The organism is Burkholderia sp. AU28863 (assembly GCF_002223195.1).
GTDB classification, from domain to species: domain Bacteria; phylum Pseudomonadota; class Gammaproteobacteria; order Burkholderiales; family Burkholderiaceae; genus Burkholderia; species Burkholderia sola.
Window position 1 is genome coordinate 703201 of record NZ_NKFE01000005.1, and the last position, 12238, is coordinate 715438.

The 12238-nt window shown below is 67.7% G+C and carries 14 protein-coding genes; 3 read left to right on the forward strand and 11 right to left on the reverse strand.

The window, feature by feature from the left end; translation table 11 throughout:
* Positions 1-75 precede the first annotated feature (75 nt).
* A complete protein-coding gene (locus tag CFB81_RS19645) occupies positions 76-861 on the forward strand; it encodes a response regulator transcription factor (RefSeq protein WP_089436234.1) in 786 nt (261 codons plus the stop codon).
* 11 nt (positions 862-872) lie between these two features.
* On the forward strand, positions 873-2285 hold the full coding sequence (locus CFB81_RS19650; RefSeq protein ID WP_256976272.1) for a secretin N-terminal domain-containing protein: 1413 nt from the start codon (positions 873-875) through the stop codon (positions 2283-2285).
* A gap of 135 nt (positions 2286-2420) precedes the next feature.
* Here CFB81_RS19650 and CFB81_RS19655 read toward each other — a convergent pair whose 3' ends face one another.
* From CFB81_RS19655 to CFB81_RS36625, 5 genes are all read right to left on the reverse strand, one after another.
* A complete protein-coding gene (locus CFB81_RS19655) occupies positions 2421-2876 on the reverse strand; it encodes a molecular chaperone Tir (RefSeq protein ID WP_040139485.1) in 456 nt (151 codons plus the stop codon).
* 123 nt (positions 2877-2999) lie between these two features.
* Entirely contained in the window at positions 3000-3209 is a 210-nt protein-coding gene (locus CFB81_RS19660; protein WP_006765597.1) for a hypothetical protein, read from the reverse strand.
* 173 nt (positions 3210-3382) lie between these two features.
* The gene (locus tag CFB81_RS19665; protein WP_011660757.1) at positions 3383-3643 is read right to left on the reverse strand and encodes a hypothetical protein; all 261 of its coding nucleotides are present in this window, start codon (positions 3641-3643) and stop codon (positions 3383-3385) included.
* 23 nt (positions 3644-3666) lie between these two features.
* On the reverse strand, positions 3667-4740 hold the full coding sequence (hrpD5, locus tag CFB81_RS19670; RefSeq protein WP_089436236.1) for an HrpD5 family protein: 1074 nt from the start codon (positions 4738-4740) through the stop codon (positions 3667-3669).
* Positions 4741-4821: 81 nt separating this feature from the next.
* A complete protein-coding gene (locus CFB81_RS36625) occupies positions 4822-5349 on the reverse strand; it encodes a hypothetical protein (RefSeq protein WP_256976274.1) in 528 nt (175 codons plus the stop codon).
* Between CFB81_RS36625 and CFB81_RS36630 the strand changes: the two genes are divergently transcribed.
* Positions 5329-6057 carry a hypothetical protein gene (locus CFB81_RS36630; protein WP_256976275.1) on the forward strand — a complete coding sequence of 243 codons (729 nt, stop codon included), beginning with the start codon at positions 5329-5331 and terminating at the stop codon, positions 6055-6057. The two genes, CFB81_RS36625 and CFB81_RS36630, sit on opposite strands and share 21 nt — an antisense overlap.
* Here the strand turns inward: CFB81_RS36630 and sctS are convergent.
* The 6 genes from sctS to sctU form a co-directional block, all read right to left on the reverse strand.
* Positions 6027-6290: a type III secretion system export apparatus subunit SctS gene (gene sctS, locus CFB81_RS19680; protein ID WP_027782683.1), complete on the reverse strand. Its 264-nt coding sequence runs from the start codon at positions 6288-6290 to the stop codon at positions 6027-6029. The two genes, CFB81_RS36630 and sctS, sit on opposite strands and share 31 nt — an antisense overlap.
* Before the next feature lie 10 nt (positions 6291-6300).
* Positions 6301-6957: a type III secretion system export apparatus subunit SctR gene (gene sctR / locus CFB81_RS19685; RefSeq protein WP_069618416.1), complete on the reverse strand. Its 657-nt coding sequence runs from the start codon at positions 6955-6957 to the stop codon at positions 6301-6303.
* The gene (gene sctQ, locus CFB81_RS19690) at positions 6944-7999 is read right to left on the reverse strand and encodes a type III secretion system cytoplasmic ring protein SctQ (RefSeq protein ID WP_256976277.1); all 1056 of its coding nucleotides are present in this window, start codon (positions 7997-7999) and stop codon (positions 6944-6946) included. The genes sctR and sctQ overlap by 14 nt, the downstream gene beginning before the upstream one ends.
* Before the next feature lie 76 nt (positions 8000-8075).
* Positions 8076-9020: a type III secretion system protein SctP gene (gene sctP / locus CFB81_RS19695; protein WP_089436239.1), complete on the reverse strand. Its 945-nt coding sequence runs from the start codon at positions 9018-9020 to the stop codon at positions 8076-8078.
* Between the two features lie 16 nt (positions 9021-9036).
* On the reverse strand, positions 9037-11013 hold the full coding sequence (locus tag CFB81_RS19700; RefSeq protein ID WP_089437071.1) for an FHIPEP family type III secretion protein: 1977 nt from the start codon (positions 11011-11013) through the stop codon (positions 9037-9039).
* Positions 11014-11018: 5 nt separating this feature from the next.
* Complete coding sequence (gene sctU, locus CFB81_RS19705; RefSeq protein ID WP_089436240.1) at positions 11019-12077, reverse strand: type III secretion system export apparatus subunit SctU; 1059 nt, start codon at positions 12075-12077, stop codon at positions 11019-11021.
* Between the last annotated feature and the right edge of the window lie 161 nt (positions 12078-12238).

The following is a 12238-nucleotide window of genomic DNA, read 5'->3' on the forward strand; positions in this document are numbered from 1 at the left end:
GGCCCGTATTCGTTTGACACGCGTTGCGCGGGCCGGGCGCCGACTCCCGCGCGGCCGTCAGAACCAAGAGTTCACATGAAATCGCTTGCAGGCAAACCCGTACGCATTCTGTTCGTCGAGGACGACGTCGCGCATCACGCGCTCATCCATTCTTGGCTCAAGAGCGAGGGCTACCACGTCGACGCTTTTCACAGCGGGCTCGACGCGCAGCAATTTCTGTCGGAGCAGTGGGCCGATCTCGCGATTCTCGACTGGGATCTGCCGGGCGTGTCCGGCGACAAGCTGCTGCAAAAGATCCGCAGCCGCTCGCAATCGATCATGCCCGTGATTTTTCAGACCGTGCACTCGGCGGAGTCCGACATCGTGCGCATACTCGATGCGGGTGCCGACGACTATCTCGTGAAGCCCTACGACAGGCAGGTGCTGCTCGCGCGCATGCGCGCCCTGCTGCGCCGCTTCGCGCCGATGAACGTGCAGGGCCGAAAGATGTTCGTCGACGACGAATGCGTGCTCGATCAGCAGGCGCGCTCGCTCGTGGTGGCGGGCGTGGCGCACAAGCTCGGCACCAAGGAGTTCGACATTCTCTGGCATCTCGCTCGGCACACGGGCGCCGTCGTGCTGAGGCAGGATCTGATGAGCGTGGTCTGGGGCTGGGATGCGGCCGTGCAAAGCCGCTCCGTCGACATGTACGTGAGCCGCCTGCGTGCGAGCCTGAAGGCGGCCGGCGTCGGCTGGACCGTGCAATCGGTCTATGCGACGGGTTACCGCTTGACCCTCAAGCCGGATAGGGATCAGTCGGGCGCCGATGCGTCGGGCGCCGCTGCGTCGGGCGCCGGTGCGTCGCCGGAAGGCGCCGCATGAACGCGGCACGAATGCGAGCGCTCGCGCGCGGCGCCGTCGCTGCCTTCGTCTGCGCGGCCACCGTGCATGCGCAGGCGGCGAGCATGGCGTGGGCCGGCGGCTCCGGCGCCCGTTTCGTCTACGCGACGAACGGCGCGGGCCTCGCGGAGGTCCTGAATGCCTTCGCGGCGGGGCAGCACGTTGCGCTGCGCATCGACGGTCAAGTGGAGGGCGTCGTGAGCGGCCGTTTCGCGATGCCGCCGCAGCGCTTTCTCGATGTCATGAGCCGTTCGTACGGATTCGTCTGGTACTACGACGGTGCGGTCCTGCATGTGTCGCCCGCGAACGAGCAGGCGCATATCGCCATCCGGCCTCACTTCCTTTCGGCGAATGCGCTGCGTGCGTCGCTCGAGCAGGCAGGTCTTGCCGATACGCACTTCCCGCTGGCGGTGGACGCCGCCGCGCAAACTGTGAACGTGCACGGGCCGGCGACCTACGTGGAGCGTATTCGTGCCGCGGCCGAGCGCTTCGAACGCGACGCGCGAGCGCGCGTGCGTTTGTCCGTGCGGGTGTTTCGCCTGAGTGCCGCGAATGCCGCCGACGAAACGCGCGTGGTCGATGGCCGCACGCTCGTCGTGCCCGGTGTGGCCACGCTCTTGCGGCGCCGTTTCGAGCGCCCGGCCGTTGCGAGCGGGACCGCCGTCTCCGATGCACCGCGGATCGTCGAGTTCGATGCGGCGTTGCCGGTGATCGAAGCGGATGCGACCACGAATTCCATCCTGATACGCGATCGGGCCGAGCGCATCGACGCCGACGGCGCGCTCGTCGCCAGCCTGGACGTGCGTGCGCAGCTCGTATCGGTCCAAACGTGGGTGGTGGATGTCGATGGCGACGCGCTCGACGCGTTGCGGCCCGCGCTGCCGCCGGCCATGGCCGACGGGGCAGGCGCGGAGCAGGCGACGGCGGACGTGCGCGAGCACCGCGATGCAGGTGTCGCGCCCGACGGCGGCCGCGCGCTGATCGCGCAGCTCAAGGCATTGGCCAGGAGCGGCCGCGCCGAAATCGAGGTGTCGCAAACGGCGCTCACGCACGACCGCTCGCCGGCCGTCATCGACCGCCACGAGGCACGCCTCGCACGCCGTGACGAGGATGACCTGCCCGATGACGGTGCCCGCGACCTCTGGCTCTCGATTGCACCGACGGTCGAAGGCGCCGCGTCGATGCCGCGTATCGGCTTGCGCGTGGAACTGGGACGCCGCCGCGATGCGCGCGGCTATCGGGCGGTCGACGAAAGCCTGGCGCCGGGCGAGTGCCTCGTCATCGAGGGGCCGGCGGGGCACGGAGGCGATGTCGCGCGTCGCGCGGACGATACCGGTTCCGGCGATGCGGGAGACGGGGGCACGCGCCGCCGCCTCGTCTTGCTGATCCCGCGCGTGGCGGCATAGCGCCGAGCGGGCGGGCGCTCGCGATCGCGTGAGCGTGAAGCGACGTGCCGTGTACGAACGGATGCGATGGCTGGCCAGGCATCGATGCGCGCGCGGATGCGCCCGTTGCCTGAAGCGCGCTTGCGCTCGCCGGGCTTACGCCCGCAGCCACATGAAATTGCCCGAGGCGATGCCCTCGAACATTTCGTCCGGCGATTCGAGGATGTTGTTTTGCCAGTAGCGGCCGTGTTCGGCGTAGTGCGAGAAGAGATCGGCGAGATAATCGCCGGTGATCGTCGGGCCCATCGGCAGATGGACGAGCAGCACGACGTTGCCCGTATCGGATTCGAGGCACAGTTGCGCCTGGTCCTGCGCGTAGACGAGCAGGTTGGCCTCAAGCATGAGCCGAAAAACGACGAGCGACCGGCCGGGCGTGACGGCGCCGTAATGAAAGCTGACATAGACCGAATCGGGGTCGGTCTCGTGGTGGTCGAGATGGACGTCGAACCCCTCGATCTCGAGCGTTTGCGTCTCGACGACGTACTCGGCGTCGGGCAGCCCGACCACCGCGCAAACTTCGTGAATCAACTCGACGAAACGTTCCCTGCTCATGGGCGGCAATCTCCGGCGAAAATAGGGCGGCCCGCTTGCAAAAAAGCGGGGGCACGTAGCCGGAAAGCCAGGCTTTCCGCCTTCGTGCCCCTCGCGCGAACGGACTGCGGCAACGCGAGCGGCTTACTGGCCCTTCGCGGCGTCGGCGATGTTCTTCGCGCCGTTGTTGCCGACGGAAGCGAGCGCCGACGTTTCCTGCTGCTGCATGTTGATCTGCATGGCGGCCATCGTCATGGCGTTGTTCTGGTTGGCCATGGCCTGCATCTGGCCGACCATGTCGGCGTTTTGCGAACCGGCTTGCGAGACGCCCGAGCTTCCGATCGATGAAGACATGATGTATTCCCCTTATCAAGAAAGTGATGGAAAAAGCACTGCTGTGGGTTGACGCCTGATGCTTCGGTAAAAGGCCCGTGGCCGTGGTGGCCGCCGGTCCGGACCGGCTGACGCGCAGCCGGATGCTGCAACTGCAAACTGTTCAACCGTCTTCCGTATCGCCGCGGATGCCGTCAAAGCGCCGCGCCACGGGCGCTGTGGCGCTCCTGCAGCGTGAGCACGATGCGGCGCGCCGCGATCATCCCGCGATAAAGCTTTTGCAGATCGAGCCGCTCGCGCTCGTCGGCCGCGGACTGCGTGGCCGTACTGATCCGGCGCGCGGTTTCGTCGAAGGCCGCCGCGATGCGCGCGACCCGTTGCGCGCCGTCGGGCGCCGAGAGCGTGGCATCGAGCGCGTTCAGATCCTGCGCGATGGGAAGCAATGCGTCGTACATGTCGGTTCCTTTGGTGGTCGAGGTCAATTGTTTGCTTCGTCCCTGCTGCTCGCGAACAGATGCTTCGTGCCGTCGGGCGTCTCGATGTAGCGCAGCCCGCCCGTGGCGATCACCGACGTGTACTCGACATCGGGCGTGAGCGCCTGCGCCTCCTTGACATCGACGTCGACGCGCTTGACGTTGTCGCCGAGGTCGGCCCTGATACCCGCTATCAGCGTGCGGAAGGTCGTCATCGACTGCACGCTGCCGCTCACGCGGAAGATGCCGTGGCCTTGGTAACTCACTGCCGCGCCCGTGCCGGCGAGCGACTGCTGGATGTTGTCCACGTCTTGCTGCGCGACGTCGTATTCGCGCCGCACCTTGCCGCGCGCGAGGCTGTCCATGATCCGCTGCGCCTTCGCGCTTTCGTCGGTGCTCGTCACGATGCCGCGCACCGCCACACTGTCCTTGCGTGCCATTGCCTGCAGGTCGCCGAGGCCTTCGCGGTGCAGGGCCTCCTGCAACTGCCGTGCGAGCGCGTCGGCGTCGAACCTCACGCTCGCCGCTTCGCTCGACTGCGTACCCGCGAACATCACACCGGCCACGGCGATGCCGCCGATCGCAGCGGTGCAGGCGAGCGCCAGCACGGCCGTGCGCCAGGGCACCTTGGGCGAATCGGCCGGCGCATGGCCGGCACCGGGTTCGTCCGCATGGGCCGGGGCCCGATCCGGCGCGCCGCTATCCGCGTCAGCCCCCGTCGCGGTGTCGGCGGCAGGCGGCTCGGCCGTCTTCCAGAGGCCCGCCAGCAAATCGAGATCGCGCGGCCAGGCTTCGCCGTCGGGGCCCACGCAAAACACGACGTCGCCGAACGGCACGGCCACGAAGTCCGCCACGAGCACCTCGTCGCCGTTCGCCGAGCGAATCCGCGCCACACCGTCCTCGCCCACGCAAAGCTCGATGTCCTCGACCGTCCAGTCGCTGATGCAGACATCCGAGTGCTCGGTGGCGCCGATCCGGTAGGTGCCGCTCGTGAGCCGGACCTGGGCTCCGGCGTGGGTGCCGGTCAGTACTCGAAGCGCTTTCATGATCGTGGTATCCGTGTATCCGACGTGGGTCATGCGGTTGCCCTTGCTGGTCGCCGCTCCGGCGTTTCGCTGCTTCGCGCATCGGGCCGCCGGGCCTTGACCGTCGAAATCAGTTTAGGGTTTTGCCGGTGGCGCAGCCGGCGCCATGCGAACTTCGAACGTCTTATCCGAAGCGCCGGCCGTGGGCTTGGCCGTCCCTTGCCGCGCGGCGCCGGTTGGACCACCGATCGCGCCGCCCGTGACGGCGGCGCCGGCGGGCACCCCGCCGGCCGGCAGCGCGGCTTGCGTGTCGAGAATGCGTTGCTTCACGGCCGCGATCGATTGATCGTCGTACGAGTATTCGATGCCCGCGCTCTGGCGGGCGAGCGTGTTGTCGAGCGATACGCCGAGAAGCCCCGCCACCGCGGCGGCCTTGCCCGGGGTGGCGGCACTTTGCATCAGTGCCGCATGGCGGTGCGCGTGAAGCCGGGCAGCATTGCGCCGAAGCGCCATCGGCGAGCGCATCGCGAGCAGCATCGGCACCGCCAGCAAGGGCCCCAGCTCGATCTGCGCGGCAAGCCGCAGCACCTCCTTCGCGCACGCCGCCGCGAGTTCGGCCGGCAAGTCCGGCGCACCGAGCTTGTGCGTCGCGAGCAGTTGCATCGTGGCCGCGAGCGGCTGGCTGCGCGCGGCGGCCTTGGCCCGGCCCGCCTTGCCGATCGCGAACTTGCGGGGTTTGTCGCGGCCTTCGCCGGACTGACGGCCGTCGCGCCGAGGCTGCCCGTCGCGCGGCGCACCCTGCTGCGGCTGCCCCTGCTCTTCGCCGTGCTGATTCGAGCCGCGATCGTGCCCATGGCCGTTGCGATGCTGTTGCTGCCCGTCGCCGTGTTGCTGATCGCGCTCGCGCTTTTGCTGCTGTCCGTGCTTTTGCTGCTGACCCTGCTCGTGCTTGCGTTCGCGCTCGTGCGGGTGTTCGTGTTCATGCTCGTGCCTGGGCTCGAGCGCGTGCGGGTCGTCCGGCCGCTCGTGAGCCGATGCCTCTTTGCCCTGCGTCTTCGCCGAGCCCGCCGGCCGCGGCCGTTGGCCGAGCTGGCGCATCAGCTTTTGCGCGGAAGGGGGCGGCGGCTTGTGCATGCCTTCGGCAAAACGCTTGCCGCGGTAGAAAGCGGCGGCGAGCATCTTGTTGTGCTGCATGCGCGCGCGCTGCATCTTCGTGTGCTGCACCTTCACGCCCGTGAAGCCGCGCGCCTGGGTCATCTGCCCCACGTGCTCGGCGCCGGCCTGCGCCTGCTGCGCGAGATCGGCGGCGTGGTGGCCGTGGTTGTTGCGGATCGGCGAATTCACGACGGCACCGCGAGCGTGATGATCTGATTGGCGAAGCGCAGGATCGCGGCGGCGCCCCAGGCGCCGATCATGAGCACGGTGGCCACGACGGCCACGAGCTTCACCGCGTACGAGATGCTTTGGTCCTGCATCGACGTGATGGCCTGCACGAACGAAATCGCGAGGCCGGAGAGCGCGGCGACGGCCACTACCGGCATCGAGACGGACAGGCAGAGCAGCAGGCCCTGCGAGGTGATGCGAACGAGCGTATCGGTTTCCATGGTGCGCGCCTCAGCGATAGGTCATGACAAGACCGTGAATCAATGTGGACCAGCCGCTCATGACGACGAACAGCAGCAGCTTGAACGGAATCGCGACGTTCGTCGGCTGGACCTGATTCAGGCCCATCGCCATCAGCACGTTGGCGATGACGAGATCGACGACGATGAATGCGATGTACAGCAGAAAGCCGATCTTGAAGGCGTCGGTCATCTCGGTCAGCGTGAAGGCCGGGGCAAGGACGATGAGATCGTCCTCACGGATCTTCGCCGCCATGTCCTTCGGCCAGACCACGGTTGCCGAGCGCACGAAGAACCGCTTTTCGCGCTCGTGCGCGTGCTTCTTCAGAAAGGCGCGAAACGGCTCCTTTGCCGCATCGAACGCATCGAGCACGACGAGCGACGTGTCGCTGCCGGGGGTACGGTGCATCGTCTGCATGGTTTGCATGGCCTGCATGCCGATCGGCGCCATCACGTAAGCGGAGACGAGGACCGCGATGCCGTTGAGCACCATGTTCGGCGGCACCTGCTGCACGCCGAGCGCGTTGCGCAACAGTCCGAGCACGACGACGATCTTCGCGTACGAGGTCGCGACCATGGCGACGAACGGGATCAGGCTGATCGCGACGACGGTGATCAGCAGCCCGGTGAGATCGCTAAACTGAACCATGGCCGCGCGACAGCTGAACGAGACGCACGCCGAGATGATCGCCGACGCTCACGAGTTCGCCGAAGCCGATCGTCTGCCCGTAGGTGACGAGCCGCACGCGCGCATCGGGCAGCGCGGTGGGCAGCTCGAGCACGTAGCCCGCGCGCAGCGCCGAGAGCTGGGCGACCGGCATCGAAACCGTGTCGATCTCGAGCTTCAGCGGCAGGTCCAGCTGGCTGATTTCGACGGGCGTGTCGATCGAATCGGTAAGCGGCGCGTTGAACTGCGTCTCATGGCTCATGGTGGGGTCCTCGCTCAAGGTCATCAGATGGTGGGTGACGTCTGCCACGGCGCGCAGTTGCCGCGTCCCGTAGCGGCCCCAGACGACTTGCATCGGGGCGGACGAGCGCTCGTTCGCGAAGAGCGCGCGGGTGGCTTCGGGAACGGCACGCAAGATGACGTCCCCCGCGCGCAGCGAATCGAGCGTCGTCACGTTCATGGTTTTCTCGCCGATCCGCAGCCGGCCCGGTACGGCGATCTCGCTGACGTGGGTGGCGAACGGCGTGCATTGCCGGGCCACGAGCGTTTCGAGCGCGTCGAGCCAGCCGCTGTCGATGTGCTCGATCACCGCATCGAAGCGGGTATCGCCCAGGCGCAGCGAGAGCGCGCAGCAAGGCGCGCTCGGCGGCTGACGCGCGGCGCGTTCGAGCGAGACGATTTCCGCGCCGTCGAAGCCGAGCGCTTGCAGGGCGCGCCGCAGCGGATCGAGCAGGATCGCGCACACGGCATCGCGCAAGCGCTCGTTGACGGGCTCGTCCGACGCGACGACGCTCGCGAGCCCCGTGTGCTGTCCGACGTCGATGCGCACCGCGGCCGTCTCCATGCCCCAGCGCACGCGCACGACGGCGGCGCGCTCCGGCGCCACGAAGTCGTGCGCGCCGACGCTGAAGGCCGAGACGCCGAGCGCGTGAGCGAGCAGTGCGCTCAGGCGCTCGTCGACGGCGAGCCGATGCTGGCGCGCGGTGGCGGCCGCAAGCGCGGGCAGCCGCGCGGGATCGAGCAAAACGGCTACCGCCGGCGCTTGGGCGCCCGCCGCAACGTGGTCTGTCAGTAGCGTTCGTGTGGTATCCATATGGGTTTTACGTGACGATGATCTCGACGCTGCGCGCGCCGTCGAAGCGGCCTTGCATCACTTCTTCGAGGCTTGTGCGCAACGTCGCCGCATGCTGTGAGATTAGTTCGCGCGAGCGTGCGTCGGTGGTGTCGAAGCGAAGCGTCAACTGGAAATGCGAAAGCGCGAGGCTCAACGTGCAGCCTGGCAGCAGCGCCGGATCGATGGGAATCGTGATCTGCCAGTCGCCGCTTGCGAACACGATCGGATTGGCGCAGAAGTCCGACACCTCGGCGACGATCGAATCGACGAACCGGTTCATGTCCTGGCCCGTGCGCGCCGGTGCCTGCACGGCGACCACGGCGTGCGGGCCGCCTGCTTCGGGGCGCCGCGGCTCGCGCGCGGCTTGTACGCGCGGCGTGTCCGGCGCAGCCGCCGATGGCCAGGCGTTGGGCGGCCTCTGCGGTGAAAGCGGCGCCGCGCCGCGCGCCGGCATCGGCGTCGGTGCCGGCATCGTCGAATATGCCGGCACATGCACGAGCCCATGCATGGCCGAATGCACCGGCACGCGCATCGTCGAATGCATGGGCGGATGAATCGTCGCAGGTACCGGAGCGGGCACCGGGGCTGCCGATCGGGCGTGCGCCGCAGCGTCGTCGTGTTCGTCGCCGGAGCCGGCCTGTGCGTCGTCGTCGCGCTCGCCGCTGCCGGCATCGTCGCGATGTTCGTCCGCGGCGAACCCGGCGACCGGGTAGAGCGGATCGGCTGGCTCGGCGAATGGCGGCTCGGCCGGTGCGGCGCACGGCTGCCCGTCGCCGGGCGCTTCCGATGCGCCGGCGCGCGTGCCTTCGCGCAGGCGCTGAAAAAGGGCGGCCTGGCGGCTCAACTGCGCGGCCGGCATCTCGGGTGCGGGGTCGGTGTGCGCGGCCGGCGCCGCGATGACGCGGGCGCGATGAGGGGCGGAGGAGTGCATGGCGCGGCTCGCTCGATCACATCGCCAGGCGGCCGACGGGCTGGAGATCGACATGCGCGCCGAGCTCCTGGTACGAATACACGGGCAGCCAGGGCAGCCGTGCCTCGATCATGCGCTTGATGTAGCGCCGGATATCCATCGACGCGACGAGCGCCAGCGGCTGCCGCGGCGTATCGCCGACGATGTCGGCGATCTTGCCGACGAGCTGGCCGATTTCGTCGGGCGGCAGCGCGAGGAAGTTGCCCGTGGGGGTCTGTTTGATCGACTGCCGGATGTGTTGCTCGACCTGAACGTCGACGAGTACGACGGGCAAATCCCGCACGCCACCCGTCGCGCGATAGGCGATGAGCCGGCCGAGCTCCATGCGGATGTACTCGGTCAGCATCAGCATGTCCTTCTCCTTCGGTCCCCAGACGATCAGGCTTTCGGTGATGCTGCGGATATTGCGCACGGGCACGTCTTCCTCCAGCAGCCGGCGCAGCACGTCCGCCATCTTCTGCAGCGGCAGTGCCTTTTGTACCTCCGCGACGAGGCCCGGGTAGTCCTCGTTGAGCTGATCGAGCATCCACTGTGCTTCCTGGATGCCGAGAAAGAGATGGGCATTGCGCCGCAGCAGGTCGATCGTGTGGCGTGCGATCAATGCTTCCGGGGTCGCCGCGGCGGCAGGCGCGTCCGCTGCGCCGCCGTCGGCCGCCGCGTGTACCGCGCGCGTTTCGGCGAGCGTGGTGCGTCCTTGCGGCACGTCGAAGATGAGCACTTCGTAACTGTCTTCGGGCAGCGTGCCGTCGGACCACATCATGATGCCGGGGAACGGCAGGCCGACTTCCGATTGCAGCGCGTGGCGCTGTGCGTCGAACGCGCGGTCAAGGGCATCGGCCGCGAGACGCGCGCTGACGTCGGCTGCGAGGCGCACGCCGAGCGGACAGGTGAACTGCGGCGGGCGTGGCAGGATCGACGGCGCGTCGCCCTTGGCGCCGGCGCGCTGCAGTGCCCCTACGGGCTTGCCGGCGCCTTTGGCGGGACCGTCCTGCTTTTTCTGCAGACGGTAGCCGACGAAGCCGAGCAGCCCGGCGAGCAGCGCGAAGAGTGCGGCCGGAAAACCGGGCACGGCGGCGAAGCCGAGCAGCAGCAGCGCGGCGAAGTACAGCGCGCGCGAGCTGCTCGTGAACTGGCGCCTGATGTCTTCGCCGAGGGAGGAGTTTCCATGGTCGCCGCCTTCGTCCACGCGTGTGATCATGACGCCCGCGGCCACCGAGATCAGCAGCGAGGGAATCTGCGAGACCATGGCGTCGCCGATCGAGAGGACCGAGAAGCGGTTGGCCGCCTCGCCGGCCGACATGCCGTGATAGGCGACGCCCACGGCGATACCCGCGACGATGTTGATCATCGTGATCATGAGGCCGGCGATCGCATCGCCTTTCACGAACTTCATCGCGCCGTCCATGCCGCCATGCAATTGGCTTTCGATGGCGAGCCTCGCGCGTTTCCTGCGGGCTTCGTCCGGCGTCAGGATGTTCGCGCGGAGGTCGGCATCGATGCTCATCTGTTTGCCGGGCAGCGCATCGAGCGTGAACCGTGCCCCCACTTCGGCGACGCGCTCCGAGCCCTTGGCGATCACGATGAACTGCACGACGGAGATGATGACGAACACGACAAGGCCGACGACGAGATTGCCGCCCACGACGAGCTGCCCGAAGCTTTCGATGATTTCGCCGGCATCGGCATGCAGCAGGATCGACTTCGTCGACGCGATATTCAGCGAGAGCCGGAAAAGCGTCGTGAAGAGCAGCACGGACGGGAACGCCGAGAGCGTGGCGATATGGCCCACATACATCGTCACCATGAGCAGCGTGATGCTGATCGTGATGTTGATCGCGAGCAGCCCGTCGATGATGGCGGGGGGCAGCGGCAGGATCATCAGCGAGACGATCGCGATCAGCAGGACGGCGATGCCGGCCTCGCCGATGCCGGGCAGTTTCATGGTCTTGAACATGTCCACTACTCCGTGGTGGCGGTTTGAGGCGCGAGGCCGTCCACCCAGCGAAGAATCGCGGCGACGACTTCGAACAGTTCTTCGGGAATCGGCTGATTGAGCGGCACCTTGTGCAGCATGCGCGCGACGGGCGGGTTCGCGACGATGGGCACGCGCGCGTGCATCGCCTGCTGGCGCAGCCGCAGCGCCTGCTCGTCCACGCCCTTGGCGAGGACGACGGGCAGCGGAAACTCCGCCGGGTCGTAGCGCAGCGCGACCGCGTAGTGAACCGGGTTGACCACGACGACGTTCGCGCGCGCGACGCCGCCTTTCGGGCCTTCCTGCGACATCTCCCTGGCCATGCGCTTGCGCTCGCCCTTGAGTTCGGGGTTGCCTTCGCTCTCCTTGTGCTCGCGCTTCACCTCGTCTTTCGACATCCGGTTCTTGCGGATGAAGAGCCACTTCTGCAGCTTGTAGTCGAACGCGCCGATGACGACGAACACGCCGAGCGCGACCACGACCACATGCATGAGCACGGACCACAGCACGCCGATCAACTGCGGTACGGACTGATCGAGCGCGCTCGCCACCACGGGCATCGCGCTTTTGATCGTCTGCCACATGACGGCGACGAGAATCGCGGCCTTGCCGATCATCTTCGCGAGGTCGATGGCCGAGTTCATCGAGAAGATGCGCTGAAAGCCGGACCCGGGGCTGACCGACGCAAGCTTCGGCATCACGGCTTTCAGCGAAATCTTGAGTCCCGTCTGGGGGGCGAGCGCGATGATGGCGGCGACGAGCGCGACGGCCGCGATCCCGCACAGCAGACCGAGCGCCTGCAGGCCGATATGAACGAGGATGGGCCAGAGGTCCTGCAACTCGCGCTCGCCGTGGGTGAAATCGACCGCTTCCTTGACGACCGCGCGCAGCGTGTCGGCCAGATAGTGCTGACCCGCCGTCAGCACCAGCACGATCGAGCCGAGCGACGCGACTTCGACGAGGTCGGTGCTCTTCGCGACCTGGCCTTCCTCGCGGACCTTGTCCAGCTTCTTGTCTGTGGGCTCTTCGGTTTTCTCGTCGCTCATGACCGCTGTCCTTCGCTTGTCGCCGGCGCGCACCCGGGATGGGGCGCCCCGATGCAACGTTAGCGGCGCCGCGGTATCCGGCGCGACGGCGATGCGAAGCAAGGACAAGGGCTGCGAAGCGGGCGGCGCGACGGCGCGTCGCTCGGGCGCAGGCCACGTGA